Genomic DNA, 23286 nt, shown 5'->3' on the forward strand with positions numbered 1-23286 from the left:
ATGTTCACATCATTGAAATGAGTGCCTTTGTCAGTTTATCGACGTTGACTGCTCATGTTTTAGGCAAAGTCACGCCACGTTGGCCCTGGTACTTGCCGCCACGGTCGCGGTAACTGGTTTCGCAGACCTCATCACTCTCGAAAAACAGCACCTGGGCGCACCCTTCGCCGGCATAAATCTTGGCGGGCAGGGGCGTGGTGTTGCTGAATTCCAGCGTGACGTAGCCTTCCCATTCAGGTTCGAACGGCGTCACGTTCACGATGATGCCGCAGCGGGCATATGTGCTCTTGCCCAGGCAGATGGTCAGCACACTTCGCGGGATGCGGAAATATTCCACGGTGCGCGCGAGCGCGAAACTGTTGGGCGGGATGATGCAGACATCGCCCTTGAAATCGACAAAACTCTTTTCGTCGAAATTCTTCGGATCCACCACCGTGGAATGGATGTTCGTGAAGATCTTGAATTCATCAGCGCAGCGGATGTCGTAGCCATAGCTGCTGGTGCCGTAGCTCACGATCTTGTTGCCATCGGCTGACTGACGTACCTGCCCGGGCTCGAAGGGTTCGATCATGCCTTGGCTCTCGGCCATGCGGCGGATCCAGCGGTCTGACTTGATGCTCATGCGTGCTCCTGTAGAGGCCGCTATTGTCCCCGATCCCGCGCGGTGTACCGCACCCATGTGAGGCCGATGGCTCGCCCGGACTCGGCCCCAAACCGGGGCGTCCGAATTGGCATGGTTTTCGCATGCCTTGGTGCACACAAAACATGGTGGCGCCCCACAAGGGGGTGACCGCCTCGATCGCTGAGGATCACGATGAGTTCGTTCAAGACCTTCCTGAAGTCAGGACATGGCCCGACCCTGTTCGCTTCTTTCCTGTACTTCGCCTTCTCCTGCTGCATCTGGGTGCTCAACGGGGCCATGGCGCCGTTCATCACGGAAGAGTTCAATCTCACGCCGGCCCAGAAGGGCTTGATGCTCTCCATCCCCATCTTCGCCGGCGCCTTGATGCGTTTCCCGCTGGGCCTGCTGGCGCAGTACATCGGCCGCAAGAAGGCCACGCTGGTCGAGATGGGGCTCATCGCCGTGGCCATGCTGTATGGCTACTTTGCCGTCAAGACATTCAATGACCTGCTGGCCATGGGCGTGCTGCTGGGCATCGCAGGCGCCAGCTTCGGGGTGGCGCTCTCTTTGGGATCCGGCTGGTTTCCACCGCGGCACAAGGGCCTGGCCATGGGCCTGGTCGGGGCCGGCAACGTCGGCACGGCGGTGTCCGTGCTGATTGCCCCGCCGCTGGCACAAGCCTTCGGATGGCAGACGGTGTATGGCCTGGCTGCGCTGGCCATCGCGCTGCCCATGATCGTGATGGTCGTGTTCGCCAAGGAGCCGCCCGACGTCGATGCGCACGCCAGCTTCCGCGAACACATTGCCTGTCTGTTCGAGAAGGACGGCTGGGCCTTCAGCCTGATCTACGGCATCACTTTCGGCGGCTTCATCGGCCTGACCACCTTCCTGCCCAGCTACTACTATGACCAGTTCCACGTGAGCAAGGTCGAGGCAGGGCAGCTCACCATGCTGGCGGCCTTCATGGGGGCGGCGCTGCGCATCTTCGGCGGGTGGATATCCGACCGGTGGGGCGGCATCAACACCTTGACCGGCGTGCTGGTGATCGTGGTGGTCACCCTGGTGGCCTGCGGCAACGCCAGCGCGAGCCTGGCGGTCACCACCTTGCTGTTCATGCTGTGCTTTGCAGCCCTGGGGGCCGGCAACGGTGCGCTGTTCCAGCTGGTGCCCCTGCGCTGGCCTGCGTCCACGGCGGTTGCGGGCTCGATGATTGGAGAGATCGGCGCGCTGGGCGGCGGGCTGGTGCCCAACGCCATGGGCCTGTCCAAGCAGTACTTCGGTTCCTATCTGTACGGCTTCCTGGCTTTCGCCGCGCTGGCCGTGGCGGTGCTGGTGATGATGCGCGTGATGCAGCTGCGCTGGACGCGCACATGGGCCGAGAAGGGTGGGCGCGCCCGTGTCGCCCCCGTCGCCACCCAAGCCGGCAGAACCACAGGCTCCCGCATCACGCCCGCCCCACGCGGCGAGCACTGAACACCCACATCGGTTGCAATCGGGCCGCCCCACAAGAGCGGTCCTGCATCCTCGCCACCAGCGGGATGGACCGGGCTGCTCCCTCGGCTGCCCGGTTTTTTTGCGCCTGATTCCTCCAGGGCACGTCGCCGCCGCTAGCGGGGCAGGAAAGCCAGCCAGTACAGCAGCAACAGGTTCAGCAGCACGGACACCGCCAGGGCCACCTTCCACAGTGCCTGGGGATCGCGTGCGATCAAGGGTGTGTTGCCGAGGCTGTTGAGCGGCCGGGAAGCGCCGCGCTCCAGGGCCAGCAGGAACTCCTCGGCCGTTTCAAAACGCTGGCGAAGGTCGCGGGCCACCGCCTTGAGCACGATGTGGTCGAGCCAGATCGGCACATCCGGCCTGCGGCGCGAAGGGGCCTCCGGATCACGCCGGTAACGGGCGGTCTGGTACGGTTCGATCTCACCATAGGGCAGGCGGCCTGTGAGCCACTCGTACAAGGTCACACCCAGCGCAAAGAGGTCGCTCTGGGCATTGGCCTGCGCCAGTTCCGGGTCGTCCAGCCACTGCTCCGGGTTGATGTAGCTGGGTGTCCCGGCATGCAGCGCGCGCAGGGACCTGGGCTCCTGCCCCGACAGGGCCACCCCGAGGTCCAGCAGACGCCACACCCCATCTGCACCAAGATGGATGTTGCCGGGCTTCACATCACGGTGGATCACCCCATGCTGGTGCAGGCGCCCCAAAGCACGGCACAGCGCGCTGGCACCCTCCACCACCTCGGCCACGGTGAAACGCCGCGCGGGCAGCATGTCGTGCAGGGATTGCCCCTCCACCCATTCGAACAAGGCGTAGAAATGCGTGGGCGCATCCCTCTCCACAGCCCTTACCAGCCCTCGCGCGCCGCGCTCTGTGACCCGGGCACTGAGCCAGGCCTCATGGGCCAGCATGGCCCGCTCCTCCGGGTCGCCGGCCCTGCCCTCGTGCAGCGTCTTCAATGCCAGCACTGCGCCGTTGCGGCGGTCCTGCACCTTGTAGAGGCGGTGCACTCCGTTGCTGGCGACATGGTTCAACACCACCAGGTCGTCCAGCACCTCACCATCGTGGAGTCGCTGCGGCACAGGCAACTGGCGACCGCGCCGCTGCGCGTCGTCCAGCAGGGCGGCGGCCAGGCCGCGCACCCGGATCACCAGGGCGGTCGCGTTGTCGCGTGTGCCTGCGGCCAGCGCCTTGGCCACCAGCGCCTGGCTGGCCTCCTGCGCGCTGCCCTGGCTGGCCAGTGCCGCGATCTGCGCACGCTTGAGCACCCCGTGCACGCCGTCGCTCGTGAGCACGAAGACATCGCCGATCTGCACGTCGCCCTCGCTGTGGTCGACGCGCACGGCATCCTCCATGCCGACGGCACGGGTCAGCCCGTTTTGAAACTCGCCGCCCCCCATGCTGTGGTCCTGGGTGAGGAGCGCGCAGTCCTGGCCCCTGATCAACCAGGCGCGCGTGTCACCCACGTGGGCCAAGGTGTAGCCATGGCCGCGCAGCACCAGCGCCGTGAGGGTCGTCATGCCCAGCGGCTGATCCCTGAAAGGCTGGCGGCGGCGGTTCTGGTCGGCCAGCCAACCGTTGCAGGTGCTGATCAGGCGGTCCAGGGCCACCGAGGTGTCCCAGGTACGGGGGGTGGCGTGGTAGTCGCCCGTCACGGACAGCACGGCGGTCTGGGCGGCCTCCAGGCCACCCCCGCCACTGCTGACGCCATCGGCCAGCGCCGCGATGAGGCCTTGCGCTTCGTTCTCCGGCTGTGGGCGCACCACTGCCGCGAAATCTTCCAGGCGTTCGCGCGGGCCACGCTCGCTGGCGTGCCCGATGTCCAGATCAAAACTCATTCTTGTCGAATCCTCAGCGGCTGGAAATGCACAACATGGGTGCATTTCTCAATGAACAGGCCGGCACGGACGCAAGAAGCCTGCCGCTTCCCTCTATGGGCGTGCCTGGCCCCGAAACGGTGCGTGTCCGCAATGCTGGCCTCTAACTTGCTTCTTGCGCGGTACAACGATTTCTATATTCCGCTGACGGAGCCCTGGGCATGAAGAAGATGAAACTGGTGATGGTGGGCAACGGCATGGCCGGCGTCCGCACGCTGGAAGAACTGTTGAAGGTGGCGCCGGATCTCTACGAGATCACGGTTTTCGGGGCCGAACCGCACCCCAACTACAACCGGATCATGCTCTCGCCCGTGCTGGCGGGCGAGCAGACGATCGACGAGATCATCCTGAACCCCGTGCAGTGGTACGCCGACCATGGCATCACGCTGCACCTCAACAAGAAGGTGGTCCGCGTGGACCGCACGCGCCGCGTGGTCGTGGCCGAGGATGGCACCGAGGCCACTTACGACCGGCTGCTGCTGGCCACCGGCTCCAACCCTTTCGTGCTGCCGGTGCCGGGCAAGGACCTGGAAGGCGTGATCGCCTACCGGGACATCGCCGACACCAACTACATGATCGAGACCGCCAAGACCCACCGCCACGCGGTGGTGATCGGCGGCGGGCTGCTGGGCCTGGAGGCCGCCAACGGCCTGGCACAACGCGGCATGAAGGTCACCGTGGTGCACATCGCGCCCTGGTTGCTGGAGCGCCAGCTCGACGAAGTCTCCGCGCGCCTGCTGCAGCGTTCGCTCGAAGAGCGCGGCCTGGCCTTTCGCATCGGCGCGCAGACGCAAGAGCTGGTCAGCGACGACAAGGGGCGCGTGCGGGCCGTCCGGTTCAAGAATGGCACCGAGGTGCTGGCCGACCTGGTCGTGATGGCCGCGGGCGTGCGGCCCAACACCACGCTCGCCGAACAGATCGGCCTGCATTGCAACCGCGGCATCGTGGTCAGCGACACCATGCAAACCGTCACCGACCCGCGCGTGTATGCCGTGGGTGAATGCGCAGCGCACCGCGGCATTGCCTATGGCCTGGTGGCGCCCCTGTTCGAGCAGGGCAAGGTCTGCGCGAACCACCTGGCGCTGTTCGGCATCGGCCGCTACACCGGCTCCCAGGTGTCGACCAAGCTCAAGGTCACCGGCATCAACCTGTTCTCTGCCGGCAATTTCATGGGCGGTGAAGGCACCGAAGAGATCGTGCTGTCCGACCCGTTCGGCGGCGCCTACAAGAAGCTGGTGATCCAGGGCGACAAGCTGGTGGGTGCCTGCCTCTACGGTGACACAGCCGATGGCAGCTACTACTTCCAGCTGATCCGCGAAGGCGCCTGCATCAAGGGACGCCGCAACCGCCTGATGTTCGGCGAAGCACAGCCCGAGGAGGCCTCCGAGGGCGCCACGGCCCTGGCCACGGCTTGAGGGTCGCCATGAGCACCACCATTCCCATCGTGACAGCGGGCACGAAGACGACCCGCGCCACCTGCCCCTACTGCGGCACAGGCTGCGGCGTGCTGATCGAAACCACCGCCGGACGCATCACCCATGTCCAGGGTGACCCAGACCACCCGGCCAATTTCGGCCGGCTGTGCACCAAGGGCAGCACCCTGCACCTCACGGCAGCCACCAGCGTGCAGGAGCAGACGCGGCTGTTGACGCCCCAGCGACGCCGTGCGCGCGGCGACACGCCCGCGCCCATCGGCTGGGACGAAGCCCTGGACGATGCCGCAGACCAGCTTGCCGACATCATCCGGCGCCATGGTCCGCAGGCGGTCGGCTTTTATGGCTCGGGGCAGCTGCTCACCGAGGACTACTATGTGCTCAACAAGCTCGTGAAGGGCCTGGTGGGCACCAACAACCTGGACACCAACTCGCGCCTGTGCATGAGCAGTGCCGTGGCGGGCTACAAGGCCACGCTGGGCGTGGATGCCCCACCGGCCTGCTACGACGATTTCAAGCACGCACAGACCCTGTTCATCGTCGGTGCCAACACGGCTTACGCCCACCCCATTCTGTTCCGCCGCATCGAAGACGCGCGCCAGGCCAACCCGGCGATGAAGCTGATCGTGGCCGATCCACGCAAGACCGAGACGGCCGAGATGGCCGACCTGTTCCTGCCGATCCGGCCGGGCACCGACGTGGCCCTGTTCCACGGCATGCTGCACGTGATGCTGGCCGAAGGCCTGGTCGACATGGACTACATCGCGCAGCACACGCAGGGCTTCGAGGCGCTGCGCGGGCTGGTGGCCGATTTCACGCCGGCCAGCGTGGCGGCCATCTGCGGCATCCCCCAGGCGGATCTGGTGCAGGCGGCCCATTGGTTCGGCGGGCACACACCCACGCTGTCGCTCTACTGCCAGGGGCTGAACCAGAGCACGCGCGGCACCGACAAGAACGCCACGCTGATCAACCTGCACCTGGCCACCGGCCAGATCGGCAAGCCCGGGGCAGGCCCCTTCTCGCTGACGGGCCAGCCCAATGCCATGGGTGGCCGCGAAGTGGGCGGCATGGCCAATCTGCTGAGCGCGCACCGCGATCTCGGCAATGCCGAACACCGTGCCGAAGTGGCGAAACTGTGGGGCGTGCCAGACGTGCCCGCCCAGCCTGGCAAGACGGCGGTGGAGATGTTCGAGGCCGCCGCGCGCGGTGAGATCAAGGCCCTGTGGATCGCCTGCACCAACCCTGCCCAATCGCTGCCGGACCAGGCCACCGTGCGCAAGGCGCTGGAGACGGCCGAGCTGGTGGTGGTGCAGGAAGCCTTCGCCACCACCGCCACCTGCGCCTATGCCGACCTCCTGCTGCCCGCCACCACCTGGGGCGAAAAGGACGGCACCGTGACCAACAGCGAGCGGCGCATCAGCCGTGTTCGCAGCGCCATCCCGGCCCCGGGGCAGGCCAGGCATGACTGGTCCATCTTCGCCGACCTGGGCCGGCGCCTGGAGCAACGCCTGCCCGAACGCCAGGCCGGTTGGCGCCATGGCATGGACACGCTGTTCCCCTACGACAGCCCCGAGTCGGTGTGGAACGAGCACCGTGAATCCACACGCGGACGCGACCTGGACATCACCGGTCTGAGCTACGAGATCCTCGAAACCCAGGGACCACAGCAATGGCCGATGCCGCAAGGCCATGCGCAAGGCCGCGCGCGCCTCTACGAAGACGGCGTCTTCCCCACGCCCGACGGGCGCGCGCGCTTTTCCGCCGTGCCTTACGAAGCCGTGGCCGAACCCTGCGATGAGCACCACCCCTTCGCGCTCAACACTGGTCGGCTGCGTGACCAATGGCACGGCATGAGCCGCACCGGCACGCTGGGCCGCCTGTTCGGCCATGTCAGCGAGCCCAGCATCGACCTGAACCCGGTTGACATGAAGCGCCTGGGCCTGGGCGCGGGTGATCTGGTGCGTGTGACCTCCCGCCGGGGCGCCGTGGTGCTGCCCGCCCAGCCCAGCGACGCGGTCTCGCCGATGCAATCCTTCATCGCCATGCATTGGGGTGAGGAGTACCTCAGTGGCCGAGATGCCCAGGGCCGCCTGATGACCGGCGTGAACGCCTTGACGGTGCCGGCGTTCTGCCCCAAGTCCAAGCAGCCCGAGCTCAAGAATGCCGCCGTGGGCATCGAAGCCGTGCAGTTGCCCTGGCGCCTGCTGGGGGTGGCCTGGATGTCCGAAGACCGCGCCCTGGCTGTGCGCGAGGCCGTCAAGCCGCTGATGGGCCACTTCTCGTTCGCCAGTTGCGTGCCCTTCGGCCGCGAACCCCATGAGCGAGGCATGGTCGGCGTGCTGTTCCGCGCGGCCGCCCCAGAGCCGGCCAGCGACGCGGTGCTGCGCCAACTCGAAGAACTGCTGAGTGTCGACGGCCCGGACGTGCTGCGCTACCACGACCGTCACCAGGGCCAGCACCGCGCCATGCGCCTGCGCAGGTCCGATGAAGGCCTCAAGCTGGAAGCTTTCCTGCTGGCAGGCGACGTGAGCGCCGAGGCCTGGGTGAGGCCACTGCTGCAGGAGGAACTGGTGGCCGATGCCTATGGCCGCGCCCTGCTGTCGCCGGGAGCCAAGCCGCCCGTGGCCGTGCAGAGCAAGGGCCGCCAGGTGTGCACCTGCTTCAACGTGACCGAGCCTGCCATCGTCGAGACCCTGGGCACCTGTGCCGGCAGCGCCGACGAACGCCTGGCGCAGTTGCAGGGCCAGCTCAAGTGCGGCACCAACTGCGGATCCTGTGTGCCGGAGCTGCGCAAGCTGATCAAGCTGCACCCCGTCGCCATGGCCTGAACCAGGCCATGGCCGGGGCTGCGACAATGCCGGCATGAGCATCGCTGCCTACATCAAGGTGATCGGTCGGGGCAAGGACGGCGCCCGGCCCCTGGACACCGACCAGGCCCGGGACCTGCTGAACCAGGTCCTGGACGGCCACGTGACCGACCTGGAGGTCGGCGCCTTCGCGCTGGCCATGCGCATCAAGGGTGAAACCGTGCAAGAGCTGGATGGCTTCGTGCAATCCACCCTCGCCCACTGCCTGCCCCTGCCCACACCGCCAGCGGGTGGGGTGGTCGTGCTGCCCTCGTACAACGGGGCGCGCAAGCTGCCCAACCTGACCGCGTTGCTGGCCTGCGAGCTGGCGCGAACCGGCACGGCCGTGCTGGTGCATGGCCCGTTGAAAGACCCGACCCGCGTGACCACCGCGGAGGTCTTCCAGGCCCTGGGCCTGCCGCTCGCGTCCACCGCCGAAGAGGTGGACCAGGCCTGGCAGGCACGGCGCCCCGCCTTCATCGACATCGCCACCCTGAGCCCCTCGCTGGCCCGCCTGCTGGAGGTGCGCTGGACCATCGGCCTGCGCAACCCCGGCCACACCATCGCCAAGCTGCTGGCGCCCTGGCCTGCCGAAGTGCCCAGCGTGCGCGTGGTCAACCACACACACCCTGAATACGCCCATTCGCTCACGGGCTACCTGGGCCATACCGGCGCCACGGCCCTGCTGATGCGGGGCACCGAGGGCGAGCCCGTGGCCGATGCCCGCCGCCAACCGCGCTTCGAAGTCTTCATCAAGGGGCAGCGCGATGCCGACCTGAGCCGGGCACCGCTTGAAGGCGTGCTGACCGAGTTGCCCGCCTTGCCCGAATCCCGCGATGCCGCGCACACGGCGGCCTACATCCAGGCGGTGCTCAAGGGTGACACGCCCTTGCCCGCGTCCATCGCAGCCCAGGCTGACTGCCTGCGCAAGGCCTTGCTGAAGGCGGGTGCCGACACGGCTTGATGCGCCTCAGGGCGTGGCCCGCGTTGGATCAGCCTTTGAGGGGGCCCTGGCCGCCCTGGTCAGGATCACGATGCCGCCCAGGATGGCGGCAGTGCCCAGCATCAGCCGCCCCGTGACCGGCTCACACAGCCACCAGGCGGCCATCCAGATCGTGGACAACGGCCCGACCATGCCCACCTGGGCAGCCAACGAGGCACCCAGCAACTGCACACCCCGCATCACCAGCCACACCGGCAGCACCGTGCAGGCCACGGCATTCAGGACCGACAGCGCATAGGCCTGCCAAGGCAGCGCCGAGATCCCGCCCAGACGGCCATCGGTCCACCATGCAACCAGCCCCCATTGCAACAGGCACAGCACACAGGCCACACAGGAGGCATGCCCCACCAGGCGCAGCGAGCCCAGTGTCTGCACCAACTGGCCGCTGCCCATCAGGTAAATGGCGTAGCTGAGCGCACTGCCGAAGACCAGCACCGAGCCCAGCGTCACCGCCCGCATGGCCTCGGCGCCGCCCACCGCGCCCGCCTGGCTGGACAGCAGCTGGGCCGCATCCCAATCGTGCAGCCAGACCACGGCCACGCCCGCGTAGGCCAGGCCCACGGCCAGGATCTGCGCCGGGCTGACACGCTGGCGGTACCACAGCGCCGACAGGAGCAGCACCAGGGTGGGGTTCAGGTAGAGGATCGCCCTTTCCAGGCTGGCGCTGATGTACTGCAGGCCCAGGAAATCCAGCGTGCTGGCCAGGTAGTAGCCCATGAAGCCCAGGCCGGCCACCTGCCACCATCCGCGCGCGCCCAGCGGCCTGGGAGAGCGCCCATCAGGCGCGGCCACGCGCCCCGACCACCAGGCCATGCACAGGAACAAGGGAAAGGCCATGGCCATGCGCAGCCCCACGGCAGAGACCGCGTCGGCGCCCAGCTTGTACATGAGCTTGGCCACGATGGCCTTGCCCGAGAACGCGATGGCCCCGAGGGCCGCCATCATCACGCCCTGCCCCACCGGGCCCAGGCCCGACGGCGACCACCGCCGGCCGAAAAATGCTTGCATGCCCAGAGCGTAGCGGACACCGGCCCGTTTCGCGGCCCCAGGGGCATGCGGGCGGTCGAATCTCACGAGATCAGGGCAAGCGGCTGGCGCCAGTTCCACCCATCGGATCAGCACAGCCGTCAACACAACGTCATGGTGGCGTCGCAATTCCGTCATGGGCGACGACCATCATGCAGGCATGCGCCCATGGTCCACCTCTCCGCTGATGCGGGCCTTCAGGTCCGCCACGCCCACCAGCCTGGGAGCACCCTGGCATGCTGGCCCGCCGCTCGATGGCGCAGCGCACGACGATGACCATGCCGGGGCCCCACGGGCACGCCAGGTGCGCACGGTGTGGATCTCGGATGTCCACCTGGGCACGCCCGGCTGCCAGGCCCGTGCGCTGCTCGATTTCCTCAAGCACGTGGAGTGCGACACCCTCTACCTGGTCGGCGACATCATCGACGGCTGGCAGCTACGCCGCACCTGGTACTGGCCACAGACGCACAACGACGTGGTGCAGAAGCTGCTGCGCAAGGCCCGCAAGGGCACCCGCGTGATCTTCATCCCCGGCAACCACGACGAGTTCGGCCGCAAGTACCTGGACCACAACTTCGGCGGCATCGAGGTGGCCGAAGAGTGGCTGCACACCACCGCCGATGGCCGCCTGCTGTGGGTCACGCATGGCGATCTGTACGACGGCGTGATCCAGTGCGCGCGCTGGCTGGCCTATGTGGGTGATTCGGCCTACGAGTTCGTGCTGCGCCTGAACCGGCACCTCAACTCCTGGCGGGCACGGATGGGCCTGCCCTACTGGTCGCTCTCACGCTACCTCAAGCTCAAGGTCAAGCGCGCCGTGAGCTACGTCAACGACTTCGAGGAAGCCCTGGCCCGGGAGACCCGCAAGCGAGGCGCGCAGGGCGTGGTGTGCGGGCACATCCACCATGCCGAGATGCGCGACATCGGCGGCGTCCTTTATTGCAATGACGGCGATTGGGTCGAGAGCCTCACGGCCCTGGTGGAACACGCCGACGGCCGTCTGGAGATCCTGGACTGGGCGGCCGAGATGGCCAGGGTGGGCACTGCGGCACAATAGGATTTTTAAAGCCTCAGATGCCTGCCTCATGGCCTTTTCAGACAACCTCAAGCAACTGCCTCCCGTGGCCCACCTGGCCTCGCTGCAACTGATCGATGCGCAAGGTGCCGTGGTCGCCACCATCGAAAACAAGCCCGGCCAGGCCGGCTCGCTGGCCGTGTACGCCGCGCTGGCCGAGCGCCATGGCCGCATCAATGCCGCCGCTGCCCAGGAAGGCCTGGACATCTACGCCGAGCACACGCTTGACGCCCGCGCCCACCCCGGCAAGCATCCCAACATCGACCGCCTGATCGACCTGCTGGCCTCGGGCGCCGAACTCACGGTGGCGCTGCAGCCTCAGTGACCCGCGCCCCCCGTCCGCAAGGCAGCACGCCGCCGGCCCGGCCCGCCTGGCGCGGCATCGGGGTGCTGTGCCTGCTGGCCATCGCGCTGGGGTGCGCCTGGATGGCCTGGCAAACCCATGGGCGACGCGCCCAGGCGCCGGGCCTGACCGCCCTCGCGGCCCTGCCCGATGGTGCCGTCTGGCTGGCCATCAACCAGGAGCTCTGGCATCTGGACGCGCAGGGCCGGTTGAAATCCCGCCAGCCCATCCGCGAGACCGGCCTGTCCGCCGCGCCCCTGCGCCTCGCCGCCCCAGACCAGCGATCGCTGTATGCCCTGGTGCCCAAGGCGCGGGAGGTGGCCGTGCTCGACGCCAGCACCGCCCGCCTGCAACGGCGCATCGCCTTGCAGTGGCCTTCAGACCTGCCTCAGGACAGCGGCGCCATTGACCTGGCCGTGGCCCCCGATGGGCGCATCGCCCTCGCCCATGCCGCCGCCCAGGCCGTGCTGCTGTTCGACGCCCAGGGCAGGCTGCTGGCCCGCAGCGCCTCCAAAGCCCTGGCACAGCCCACCAGCGTCTGGTGGGACGATGACGACCTCTGGGTGGCCGATGCCAGCCAGCACCAGTTGCTGCGCCTGAGCGGCAGCTCCCTGGCCACCCGACAGACCATCCAGCTGTCGGCCAAGGTCGCCACGCGCCACACGGTGCGTGGCGTGCACCACCCGCGCGCCGGCATCGACATCCATGCCCCGGTGGCCACGCTGATCCGCCTGGAGCCGGGCAGCCGGACAGGGCTGGTCACCTACGAATGGGCCGACGGCATGGAGATCGGCCAGGATGCCGGCCCGCAGGGCCAGCCCCGCGATCTGGCCTGGATCGGCGAAACCCTGCTGGTGCTGGAGAACTTCGAGTTGCGCCTGCTGCGTTTCGATGTGGACCGCCGCGCCCTGGGCGATTTCGGCGACATGGCGGTGCAGCGCTGGCTGGAGCAGGGCTTCAAGGACCGCGAGCGCCTGCGCCGCATGCAATGGGCATGGGCCGGAGGTGGCGCACTTTCGCTGCTGTTGATGCTGGGGCTTGCCAGCACGCTGCTGCGCAGCCGCCCTGCCCATCAACCTGAAGAGGCTGCCAATGCGCGCGCCCTGCGCTGGCTGGATGAGAACCCCGCCTGGCAGGCCGTGCAGCTGGAGCAGGAACACGTGCGCGAAACCATCGAACTGCAAGGCGCTGAAGGCGGCCTGTGGCTGGTGCTCAGCAACCGCCGCCTGGTGGCCTTCCGTGTCGAGGGGCAGCAGACCCTGCCGCGCGGGGCCTGGCACCGGACCGATGTGAGCAGTGTGGAGCTGACGGCCGGGAAGACGCCCGGGCAGTGGCGTCTGGGCGCACGCAGCCCCGCTTGCAGACTGCGCATCCGCCTGAACGATGGCACCGTGCTGCAGGGAGGTGCCCAATCCCGCGAGACGGCCGAGCGCATGGCGGCCGTGCTCAGGCTGGGCATGCCGCCTGCAGCCTCACCGGTTTCAACGGAGCCGAGCGCCGCCCCCTGACAGGGCAGGCGCTCACCCCGCCAAAAGCATCACCCCACCCACTTGCGCGCGTTGCGGAACAGGCGCAGCCAGGGGCTGTGGTCCGCCTTGTCGCCACTCGTCCAGCTCAGCTGCACGTTGCGGAACACCCGCTCAGGGTGCGGCATCATGGCCGTGAAGCGGCCGTCGGCCGTGGTCACCGCCGTCAGGCCGTCCGGGCTGCCGTTGGGGTTGAACGGATAGGTCTCGGTCACGGCGCCGTGGTGGTCCACGAAGCGCAGCGCGCGCTTGACGGCGCCTTCGTTGCCCCGCTGAGAGAAATCGGCGAAGCCTTCGCCGTGCGCCACCGCGATCGGCAGTCGGCTGCCGGCCATGCCCTGGAAGAAGATCGACGGGCTGTCCAGCACCTCGACCTGGCTCAGCCGCGCCTCGAAACGCGTGCTCTGGTTGTGCGTGAACTTGGGCCAGTCCTGCGCACCCGGGATGATGGGGCTCAAGGCCGCCAGCATCTGGCAACCATTGCAGATGCCCAGGGCGAAGGTGTCCGTGCGCCCGAAGAAGGCAGCGAACTGCTCGGCCAGCTGAGGGTTGAACATGATCGAACGGGCCCAGCCTTCGCCGGCACCCAGCGTGTCGCCGTAGCTGAAGCCGCCGCAGGCGATGAAGCCCTGGAACTGGTCCAGGCGCGCACGGCCACCTATCAGGTCGCTCATGTGCACATCGTAGGTCTCGAAGCCACCCAGGTGCATGGCGTACGACATCTCGATGTGCGAGTTGACGCCCTGCTCACGCAGGATGGCCACCTTGGGCCGTGCCTTGCCGATGAAGGGCGCGGACACGTCGTCCTTCGGGTCGAAGGTGAGGTGCAGGTGCAAGCCAGGGTCGCCCACCTTGCCGGTCTGCTCGTGCTCGCTGTCGGCGCAGGCGGGGTTGTCGCGCAGTTGCGCGATGCGCCAGCTGACCTCGTCCCAGGTCTTGTGCAGTTGCTCCAGGGGCGCGCCGAACACCACCTTGGTGTCGCGCCATACCTCGACCACGCCCTTGGTGTTGGGCTTGCCGATCACATGGCTGTGGCGGGACAGGCCGTGCTCGCGCAAGGTCTGCAGCACGCTGTCGCGCTCGGCGGTGCGCACCTGCAGCACCAGGCCCAGCTCTTCATTGAACAGCGCCTTGAGCGTGAGCTCGTTGCGGCGCTCGCTGACCTGGCTGGCCCAGTTCTTCGAATCGCCCATCTCGGCGCGGCTGTCGCTGATGCCATCGCCTTCGGTGACCAGCATGTCCACGTTCAGGCTGACGCCGGTCTGGCCCGCGAAGGCCATCTCGGCCACGCTGGCCCACAGGCCGCCGTCACCACGGTCATGGTAGGCCAGCAGCTTGCCCTGGGCGCGCAGCGCGTTCACGGCGGTCACCGCAGACTTCAATGCCTCGGGGTTGTCGACATCGGGCACTTCGTTGCCGAACTGGCCCAGCACCTGGGCCAGCATCGAGCCGCCCATGCGGTTTCGGCCTTCGCCCAGGTCGACCAGGATCAGTGTGGAGTCCAGTGCCTGGCCGTTCTCGGTGGTGACCAATTGCGGTGTCAGCGTGCCGCGCACATCGGCCACGGATGCAAAGGCCGTCACGATCAGCGACACGGGCGCCGTGACCTGCTTGGTCGCGCCCTCATCGGCCCACTTGGTGCGCATCGACAGCGAATCCTTGCCCACAGGGATCGAGATACCCAGCGCCGGGCACAGCTCCATGCCGACGGCCTTGACGGTGTCGTACAGCGCGGCGTCCTCGCCCTGCTCGCCACAGGCGGCCATCCAGTTGGCCGACAGCTTCACGCGCGGCAGCTCGATGGGCGCGGCCAGCAGGTTGGTGATGGCCTCGCCCACGGCCATGCGGCCCGAGGCCGGCGCGTTGACCGAGGCGAGCGGCGTGCGCTCGCCCATGGACATGGCCTCACCGGCGAAGCCCTTGTAGTCCGCCAGGGTCACGGCCACGTCGGCCACGGGCACCTGCCAGGGGCCGACCATCTGGTCGCGGTGGTTCAGGCCACCCACGGTGCGGTCGCCGATGGTGATGAGAAAGCGCTTGCTGGCCACGGTGGGGTGGCGCAGCACGTCGAAGGCGACCTTGTCCAGCTGCACGCCGGTCAGGTCGACCTTGCCCCCATCCCACTGCACACGCTCGACCACGCGGTGCATCTTGGGCGGCTTGCCCAGCAGCACGTCCATGGGCATGTCCACGGGCTTGTCGGCGGCCGGTTGAGCCTCATCGGCCAGGATCAGCTCGGCTGCATCCGTGGCCACGCCGATCACGCCGAAGGGGCAGCGCTCGCGCTCGCACATGGCCTGGAAAATGGGCAGGCTGCTGGGTGCGATGGCCAGCACGTAGCGCTCCTGGCTCTCGTTGCACCAGATTTCCTTGGGCGCCATGCCGCTTTCTTCCAGCGGCACCTTGCTCAGGTCGAAGCGGGCACCCTTGCCCGCACCATCGACCAGTTCGGGGAAGGCGTTGGAGATGCCGCCGGCGCCCACGTCGTGGATCGCCAGGATGGGGTTGTTCGGGCCCAGGCCCCAGCAGTGGTTGATCACCTCCTGCGCACGGCGCTGGATCTCGGGGTTGCCGCGCTGCACGGAATCGAAATCCAGGGCAGCCGAGTTGGTGCCTGCCGCCATGGACGAGGCCGCCGCGCCAGCCATGCCGATGCGCATGCCCGGGCCGCCCAGCTGGATCAGCAAGGTGCCGGCATCGAACTTGATCTTCTGCGTCTGGTCGCTGCTGATGGTGCCGATGCCGCCCGCGATCATGATGGGCTTGTGGTAGCCACGGCGGATGGCGCCGGCGCCCTCGCCCACCGTCTGCTCGAACACACGGAAGTAGCCGGCCAGGTTGGAGCGGCCGAACTCGTTGTTGAACGCGGCGCCGCCCAGCGGGCCTTCGATCATGATCTGCAGCGCGCTGGCGATGTGCTCGGGCTTGCCGACCGGTGCGGCCTCCCAGGGCTCGCTCGTACCGGGCAGGTGCAGGTTGGACACCGAAAAGCCCGTCAGGCCCGACTTGGGGCGCGAACCGCGGCCCGTGGCGCCTTCGTCGCGGATCTCACCGCCCGAGCCGGTCGATGCGCCCGGGAAGGGCGAAATCGCCGTCGGGTGGTTGTGCGTCTCCACCTTCATCAGCACGTGCGCGGTTTCATCGCGCGGGCCATAGGCCGGCGCGTTGGTGAAGCCCGTGGGCGCCCAGCGCTCGATGGCATGGCCTTCCATCACCGAGGCGTTGTCGCTGTAGGCCACCACGGTGTGCTGGGGGCTGAGCTTTTCGGTGTTGCGGATCATGCCGAACATCGACAGATCCTGCGGCTGGCCGTCGATGGTGAACTCGGCGTTGAAAATCTTGTGGCGGCAGTGCTCGCTGTTGGCCTGCGCGAACATCGTCAGCTCGACGTCGGTCGGGTTGCGCTTGAGGCCCGTGAAGGCCTTGACCAGGTACTCGATCTCGTCGTCGGACAAGGCCAAGCCAAAGGTGATGTTGGCCTCGTCCAGCGCGGCGCGGCCCCGGCCCAGCACGTCCACGCGCTCCATGGGCACACCCTGCTTCTCGTCGAACAGGTGGCGGGCCTCTTCGCGGCTGGCCAGCACGCTTTCGGTCATGCGGTCGTGCAGCAGCGCGGCGGCGGCCTGCAGCTCCTGCGCGGTCAGCGGCTTGGCGCCTCCGGTCAAGGTGCCGATCAGCCCGGCCTTGAGGGTCAGGCGCACCTCGGTGACGCGTTCAACGCGGCGGATGGGCAGGCCGCAGTTGTGGGCGATGTCGGTGGCCTTGGAAGCCCAGGGCGACACGGTGCCCAGACGGGGGGCCACCACGATCAGCTCGCCTTCGGTCGCGCCTTCGTACGGATCACCATAGGTCAGCAGCGCGGCCAGCTTGTCGACCTCGGCCTGGCCCAGGGCCTGATCCGCAAGCACCCAATGCACGTGGCGCGCGTGCACACCGGCGATCTTGGGGTTGATGGCCTGCAGCCGGGGCAGCAGCGCCTGCGCCTGGTGAGGGGCCAGGGCGTTGCCGCCCTCGAAGTGCATCAGTGTGGAGGTGCGGTCGGTCACGGCAAGTGGGCCTTGTGCGGACATGGGGCGGGACGCGCCAGGGGTGGCGGTCGGGGAAAAGCGGGATTTTACCGGGCTCGGGCGCCGGAAAGTGGCTGTCCGGCCCCCGCGTGTGCGGGCGATGGCGGACAAAGCCTCCCGGTCACCTGGAAATCCGACCGGAAACAGCCCCCAAGCCCCCGGCAAGAGCCCCCCGAAACCCGGATAATCATGCCCCCATGAGCATCACGATCAAAACAGGCGCCGAACTCGACGCCATGCGCATCGCCGGACGCCTCGCCTCCGAGGTGCTGGACTACCTGACGCCCCACGTTGTGCCCGGCGTCACCACCGAGGCCCTGGACAAGCTGGCCCACGACTACATGGTGCAGGTGCAGGGCACCATCCCTGCGCCCCTGAACTACGCGCCAGGTGGCCACACGCCCTATCCCAAGTCCATCTGTGCCTCGGTCAACCACCAGATCTGCCACGGCATCCCCAACGACCGGGCCCTCAAGAGCGGCGACATCGTCAACCTGGACATCACCGTCATCAAGGAGGGCTGGCACGGCGACACCAGCCGCATGTTCGTGGTGGGCGAAGGCTCCATCGCGGCCAAGCGCCTGTGCTCCCTCACTTACGACGCCATGTGGAAAGGCATCGTCAAGGTCAAGCCTGGCGTCCGGCTGGGCGACATCGGCCATGCCATCCAGACCTTCGTCGAGAACCAGGGCTTTTCGGTGGTGCGCGAGTTCTGCGGCCACGGCATCGGCCAGAAGTTCCATGAAGAGCCCCAGGTGCTGCACTACGGCCGCCCGGGCACCATGGAAGAACTCAAGCCCGGCATGATCTTCACGATCGAGCCCATGGTCAACGCCGGCAAGAAGGACATCAAGGCCCTGGGCGACGGCTGGACCATCGTCACGAAGGACCGCTCCCTGTCCGCACAATGGGAGCACACCGTGCTGGTCACCGAAACCGGCTACGAGGTGCTGACCCTGTCCGACGGCAGCCCGCCGCTGCCTGACTTCGTCACGGCCACCAAGACCTGACCCACCAGCCCCGAGGCCTCGCGCCCGCCCGCAGTACAGCGCCCACGCCATGCCCCTGGACATCGCCGCCATCCGATCGCAGTTCAAAACGGACAAGGCCGAGCTGCTGCGTCAGTTCACAGAGAGCCGGCCCACCACGTCGTCGGCCCGGTATCTGCTCGCGCACATGGCCCGCCTGGTGGACCGCACCCTGGGCCAGTTGTGGGATGGCAGCGGCATGCCCAAGGGCGCTGCGCTGGTGGCCGTCGGGGGCTATGGCCGGGGCGAGTTGTTCCCGCACTCCGACATCGACGTGCTGCTGCTGATGCCCGTGTCGCCTTCCGTCACCGGAGACGACAGCATCACCCCCGCGGTCGAGACCTTCATCAGCGCCTGCTGGGACATCGGCCTGGAGATCGGTTCGTCCGTGCGCACCGTGGACGAATGCGTGGAAGAAGCCGGCCGCGACATCACCGTGCAGACCGCCCTGCTGGAGGCCCGCCTGCTGTGCGGCGCTCGCCCGCGTTTCAGTGAACTGACCAAGGCCACGACCGCCCAGCTGGACGTGGCCGCGTTCGTGCGTGCCAAGACGCTGGAGATGCGCCAGCGCCACAACAAGCACGAGAACACACCCTATGCGCTCGAGCCCAACTGCAAGGAAAGCCCGGGCGGCCTGCGCGACCTGCAGGTGGTGATCTGGCTGGCGCGTGCCGCCGGGCTGGGCAGCACCTGGCAGGCGCTGGCCCGCAACGGCCTGCTCACCGCCTTCGAGGCCCGCCAGCTGCAGGCCAACGAAGGCCTGCTCAAACTGATCCGGGCACGGCTGCACGTGATCGCCGGCCGCCGCGAAGACCGCCTGGTGTTCGACCTGCAGAGCTCCGTGGCCGAGAGCTTCGGCTACCAGAACACGCCGGCCCTGCGCGCCAGCGAGGTGCTGATGCGCCGCTACTACTGGGCGGCCAAGGCGGTCACGCAGCTCAACCAGATCCTGATGCTCAACATCGAGGAGCGCGTCAACGGCTCACAGGATGCGCCCATGCGTCCCATCGATGAGCAGTTCCTCGACCGCGGCGGCCTGCTCGAAGTGGCCAGCGACGACGTCTACAAGAACGACCGCCACGCCATCCTGCGCACCTTCCTGGTCCTGCAGCGCGAGGACACCGTCAAGGGCCTGTCGGCCCGCACCCTGCGCGCCCTGTACAACGCGCGCGGCCTGATGGATGCGGCCTTCCGCAATGACCCGGTCAATCACGCCGCGTTCATGGACATCCTCAAGGAGCGGCACGGCCAGACCCGCGTGCTGCGCCTGATGAACCAGACCAGCGTGCTGGGCCGCTACCTGTGGGTGTTCCGCCGCATCGTCGGCCAGATGCAGCACGACCTGTTCCACGTCTACACGGTGGATCAGCACATCCTGATGGTGGTGCGCAACGTGCGCCGCTACTTCATCCCCGAGCACGCGCACGAGTACCCCTTCTGCACCCAGCTCGCCTCGGAGTGGGACAAGCCCTGGCTGCTCTACGTGGCCGCCCTGTTCCACGACGTGGCCAAGGGCCGCGGGGGCGACCACTCCGAGCTGGGCGCCGTTGAAGTGCGCCGCTTCTGCAAGGACCACGGCATCACGGGCGATGACGCCAAACTGATCGAATACCTGGTGGCCGAGCACCTGACCATGTCGCGCGTGGCCCAGAAGGAGGATCTGTCCGATCCCGACGTGATCCAGGCCTTCGCGCGCCGCGTGGGCAACGAGCGCACGCTCACCGCGCTGTACCTGCTCACCGTGGCCGACATCCGCGGCACCAGCCCCAAGGTCTGGAACGCCTGGAAAGGCAAGCTGCTGGAGGATCTCTACAAGCTTACGCTGCGCGCGCTGGGCGGTGCACGGCCGCACATGGACGCCGAGATCGAATCACGCAAGCAGCAGGCCCGTCGGTCGCTGGCGCTGCGCTCGCTGCCCGATGGCATCGAGGTGGCCCTGTGGAAGACGCTGGACGTGGGCTACTTCGCGCGCCATGATCCGGCCGACATCGCCTGGCACGCACGCTCCATCTCCCGCTACGAGAACACGCCGCAGCCGCTGGTGCGCGCACGCCTGTCCTCGGTCGGCGAAGGCCTACAGGTGCTGGTGTACTCGCCCGACAAGGCCGACCTGTTCGCGCGCATCTGCGGCTACTTCGACCGCGCCGGCTTCAACATCCAGGACGCGCGCGTGCACACCACCAACATCGGTTATGCGCTCGACACCTTCCAGATCATCGCCGGCCCCAATGCGCGGCACGAAGGCGTGCACTACCGCGATCTGATCGCGCTGGTCGAGACCCAGCTGGCAGAAGCACTGGCCTCAGAGGCGCCGCTGCACGAGCCCATCAAGGGCCGCATGTCGCGCCGGGTCAAGTCCTTCCCCATCCGGCCACGCGTCAGCCTGCGGCCCGATGAACGCGGCCAGCGCTGGCTGCTGTCGGTGTCGGCCAGCGACCGCTCGGGGTTGCTCTACGGCATCGCGCGCGTGCTGGCCCGTCATCAGGTCAGCCTGCAGTTGGCCAAGATCGACACGCTGGGCGAGCGGGTGGAAGACACCTTTTTGCTGACCGGCCCCACCTTGCGGCAGGACCGTGTTCAGCTGGCGCTCGAAACCGAATTGCTCGAAGCCCTGGCCGCCTGACGCTTCATTACAACGACACAGGGTTTTCAGCCATCCGGGAAGCATTCTTTACTTTTCGGACACACCAGGTGCCGAAGAAGGCGATGCCAGAAGCCCTCAGGCCGGCTCTTTCGGATCGAGCATCATCTCCAGCTGGGCGATCTGGTCACGCAGCATCAAACGCCGTTTCTTGAGGCGCCGCAAGGCCAATTCGTCGATCGGCAACTGCTGACCGGCCCGGTCGATCAGGCTGTTGAGATCGGCGTGCTCGATGCGCAATTCGATCAGGAGACGTTGGGGAGAATGCAGGTTTTCTTGCATCAGAGGTGCCAAAAGACCACCAGAGGGCCATCGAAGCCACCAGAGGGACTCACTCTAGGGGGATACAGCCTCCCTCCGCCGGCAAAGAGAAGGCCAAACCGCATTATAGTTTTCCCCATGAGCACCCCAGCTTCCAGCTATCGTCTTGTGGCGGCCACCGGCCTGCACCGGGGCGATCGGCTGTATCAACAAGATCAGGTTGAAATTCTTCCCCACCCCCGCGTCTCCGGATGCCTCATGGGGGTGGTGGCCGACGGCATGGGCGGCAAGAGCGGCGGCCGCAAGGCGGCCGATCAGGTCATCCTCACCGCTCGCCAGATTTTCGAGCGCTACGTCCCGGCCAAGGATGATTCGGTGTCCCTGCTGCAGCAGTTGGTGCAAGAGGCCCACCTGATGATCAAGCTGACGGCCATCGCCTTCGAGGAAGAGCCGCACAGCACGCTGGCCGCCTTCATCGTGAACCCCGACCGCAGCGCCACCACGGTGCATGCCGGCGATTCGCGGGTCTACCACTTCCGTGATTCGGACGTGGTGTTCCGCACACAGGATCATTCCTTCGTCCAGCGCCTGATCAACGAGGGCCAGCTCACCGAGGAAGAGGCCAACACCCACCCGCAGTCCAACCTGCTGACGGGCTGTCTCGGCACCCAGGCCGATCCACCGCTGGCCAGCCACCACATCGACCAGCTGCAGATCGGCGACACGCTCATGGCCTGCAGCGACGGGATGTGGCACTACTTCACCCCGCGCGAGCTGGGCGCCATCGTGCAGACCCTGCCGCCGCGCGAGGCCGCGGAAATGCTGGTCAGCAAGGCACGGCACCGTGCCCGGGGTGGCGGCGACAACCTGTCGGTCGCGCTGGTGCGGGTCGAAGCCGCGGCCTGATCCATCTCGCTGGCTCGCTCAGGTCAGCGAGGTGTCCACCACCCGGCGCTCTTCGCTCAGGTATTCCTTGGACTGCATCTCGTTCAGGCGCGAGACCGTGCGCGGGAACTCGTGCGCCAGCGGGCCTTCCAGGTACAACTGCTCGGGTGGCACCGCCGCCGAGATCACCAGCTTGCAGCGCCGGTCGTACAGCACGTCCACCAGCCAGGTGAAGCGCCGCGCCTCCGAGGCCAGGCGCACCGGCATCTGCGGCACATTGCTCAGCAGGATGGTGTGGAACTGCGAGGCCAGCTCCAGGTAGTCGTTCTGCGAGCGCGGGCCGCCACACAGGGTGTTGAAGTCGAACCACACCACGCCGCCGGCACGGCGCTGGGCCTTGAGCACGCGGTGCTCGATGTTCAGGGACGGATCCTGGTCGGCGGTTTCGGCCAGCTTGTCGAACACCTCGGTCATGCGTGCCTGCGCGTGCTCGTCCAGTGGCGTCAGGTACAGGTTGGCCAGCTCCAGCGTGCGGCGGCGGTAGTCGGTGCCACTGTCCACGTTGACCACCTCCAGGTGGCTCTTGAGCAGCTCGATGGCCGGCAGGATGCGGTCACGGTGCAGGCCGTTGGGGTACAGCCCGTCCGGGTGGAAGTTCGAGGTGGTGACGATGCTCATGCGGTGGCGGAACATCGCGTCCAGCAGGCGGTGCAGGATCATCGCGTCCGTCACGTCGGCCACGTGGAACTCGTCGAAGCAGATCAGACGGTGCCGGCGTGCCATGCGCTTGGCCAGCACCTCCAGGGGATCGGCCACGCCCTTGAGCTCATGCAGCTGGCGGTGCACCTCGCGCATGAACTCGTGGAAGTGCAGGCGTGTCTTGCGCTCCAGCGGCACGGCCTGGAAGAAGCACTCCATGATGAAGCTCTTGCCGCGCCCCACCCCGCCGTACATGTACACGCCCTTGGGCAAGGGCGGGTAGCGCAGCATCTTGGTCAGCGCATTCGAGCGCTGAGCCTTGTAGCCGGCCCACTCGTCCTGGCAGCGCTGCAGGGCCGCGATGCCCTTGAGCTGGGCCTCATCCGCCTTGTAGCCACGCTCCGCGAGGCTGTTCTTGTAGAGCTCGGTGACGGAGATGTCGTAGGCGGGCATGAAGGTTCAGGCA

Annotated in this window: 15 protein-coding genes and 1 pseudogene; 10 read left to right on the forward strand and 6 right to left on the reverse strand. The window is 67.4% G+C overall.

The window, feature by feature from the left end; translation table 11 throughout:
- Window positions 1–52: 52 nt before the first annotated feature.
- The gene (gene dcd, locus EIP75_RS05205; RefSeq protein ID WP_125242164.1) at window positions 53–622 is read right to left on the reverse strand and encodes a dCTP deaminase; all 570 of its coding nucleotides are present in this window, start codon (window positions 620–622) and stop codon (window positions 53–55) included.
- A gap of 192 nt (window positions 623–814) precedes the next feature.
- Between dcd and EIP75_RS05210 the strand changes: the two genes are divergently transcribed.
- Complete coding sequence (locus EIP75_RS05210; protein ID WP_125242165.1) at window positions 815–2095, forward strand: MFS transporter; 1281 nt, start codon at window positions 815–817, stop codon at window positions 2093–2095.
- A gap of 134 nt (window positions 2096–2229) precedes the next feature.
- On the opposite strand, the gene EIP75_RS05215 is transcribed toward EIP75_RS05210, so the two are convergent.
- On the reverse strand, window positions 2230–3948 hold the full coding sequence (locus tag EIP75_RS05215) for a bifunctional protein-serine/threonine kinase/phosphatase (protein WP_125242166.1): 1719 nt from the start codon (window positions 3946–3948) through the stop codon (window positions 2230–2232).
- Between the two features lie 200 nt (window positions 3949–4148).
- Between EIP75_RS05215 and EIP75_RS05220 the strand changes: the two are divergent.
- The 3 genes and pseudogenes from EIP75_RS05220 to ybiB form a co-directional block, all read left to right on the forward strand.
- A pseudogene (locus EIP75_RS05220) lies at window positions 4149–5354 on the forward strand (NAD(P)/FAD-dependent oxidoreductase); the annotation flags it as partial.
- Window positions 5355–5410: 56 nt separating this feature from the next.
- The gene (locus tag EIP75_RS05225) at window positions 5411–8248 is read left to right on the forward strand and encodes a nitrate reductase (RefSeq protein WP_125242168.1); all 2838 of its coding nucleotides are present in this window, start codon (window positions 5411–5413) and stop codon (window positions 8246–8248) included.
- A gap of 34 nt (window positions 8249–8282) precedes the next feature.
- Window positions 8283–9230: a DNA-binding protein YbiB gene (ybiB, locus tag EIP75_RS05230; protein ID WP_125242169.1), complete on the forward strand. Its 948-nt coding sequence runs from the start codon at window positions 8283–8285 to the stop codon at window positions 9228–9230.
- Between the two features lie 6 nt (window positions 9231–9236).
- Here ybiB and EIP75_RS05235 read toward each other — a convergent pair whose 3' ends face one another.
- Window positions 9237–10277, reverse strand: coding sequence for a DMT family transporter (locus EIP75_RS05235; RefSeq protein WP_125242170.1), 1041 nt, complete (start codon window positions 10275–10277; stop codon window positions 9237–9239).
- 205 nt (window positions 10278–10482) lie between these two features.
- Between EIP75_RS05235 and EIP75_RS05240 the strand changes: the two genes are divergently transcribed.
- Genes EIP75_RS05240 through EIP75_RS05250 form a run of 3 tightly spaced genes read left to right on the forward strand, consistent with a single transcriptional unit; the run spans window position 10483 to window position 13221 of the window.
- Window positions 10483–11352: a UDP-2,3-diacylglucosamine diphosphatase gene (locus tag EIP75_RS05240; RefSeq protein WP_125242255.1), complete on the forward strand. Its 870-nt coding sequence runs from the start codon at window positions 10483–10485 to the stop codon at window positions 11350–11352.
- A gap of 28 nt (window positions 11353–11380) precedes the next feature.
- Entirely contained in the window at window positions 11381–11695 is a 315-nt protein-coding gene (locus tag EIP75_RS05245) for a DUF2322 family protein (protein WP_125242171.1), read from the forward strand.
- On the forward strand, window positions 11692–13221 hold the full coding sequence (locus tag EIP75_RS05250) for a YncE family protein (RefSeq protein ID WP_125242172.1): 1530 nt from the start codon (window positions 11692–11694) through the stop codon (window positions 13219–13221). Before EIP75_RS05245 ends, EIP75_RS05250 begins: the two co-directional genes overlap by 4 nt.
- A gap of 29 nt (window positions 13222–13250) precedes the next feature.
- Here EIP75_RS05250 and purL read toward each other — a convergent pair whose 3' ends face one another.
- Complete coding sequence (gene purL, locus EIP75_RS05255) at window positions 13251–17261, reverse strand: phosphoribosylformylglycinamidine synthase (RefSeq protein WP_125242256.1); 4011 nt, start codon at window positions 17259–17261, stop codon at window positions 13251–13253.
- A gap of 242 nt (window positions 17262–17503) precedes the next feature.
- Between purL and map the strand changes: the two genes are divergently transcribed.
- Window positions 17504–18316, forward strand: a complete 813-nt coding sequence (map, locus tag EIP75_RS05260; RefSeq protein WP_125242173.1) for a type I methionyl aminopeptidase — start codon at window positions 17504–17506, stop codon at window positions 18314–18316.
- Window positions 18317–18365: 49 nt separating this feature from the next.
- Complete coding sequence (locus EIP75_RS05265) at window positions 18366–20957, forward strand: [protein-PII] uridylyltransferase (protein ID WP_125242174.1); 2592 nt, start codon at window positions 18366–18368, stop codon at window positions 20955–20957.
- Window positions 20958–21053: 96 nt separating this feature from the next.
- On the opposite strand, the gene EIP75_RS05270 is transcribed toward EIP75_RS05265, so the two are convergent.
- Window positions 21054–21257, reverse strand: coding sequence for an HP1242/YdcH family protein (locus EIP75_RS05270; RefSeq protein ID WP_125242175.1), 204 nt, complete (start codon window positions 21255–21257; stop codon window positions 21054–21056).
- A gap of 117 nt (window positions 21258–21374) precedes the next feature.
- Here EIP75_RS05270 and EIP75_RS05275 point away from each other — a divergent pair, with 117 nt between their 5' ends.
- Window positions 21375–22142, forward strand: a complete 768-nt coding sequence (locus EIP75_RS05275) for a PP2C family protein-serine/threonine phosphatase (RefSeq protein WP_125242176.1) — start codon at window positions 21375–21377, stop codon at window positions 22140–22142.
- An 18-nt stretch (window positions 22143–22160) separates the two neighbouring features.
- Here the strand turns inward: EIP75_RS05275 and zapE are convergent, their stop codons facing one another.
- Window positions 22161–23273, reverse strand: coding sequence for a cell division protein ZapE (gene zapE, locus EIP75_RS05280; RefSeq protein WP_233584689.1), 1113 nt, complete (start codon window positions 23271–23273; stop codon window positions 22161–22163).
- Between the last annotated feature and the right edge of the window lie 13 nt (window positions 23274–23286).

This window comes from Aquabacterium soli, assembly GCF_003933735.1.
Lineage (GTDB): Bacteria > Pseudomonadota > Gammaproteobacteria > Burkholderiales > Burkholderiaceae_C > Aquabacterium > Aquabacterium soli.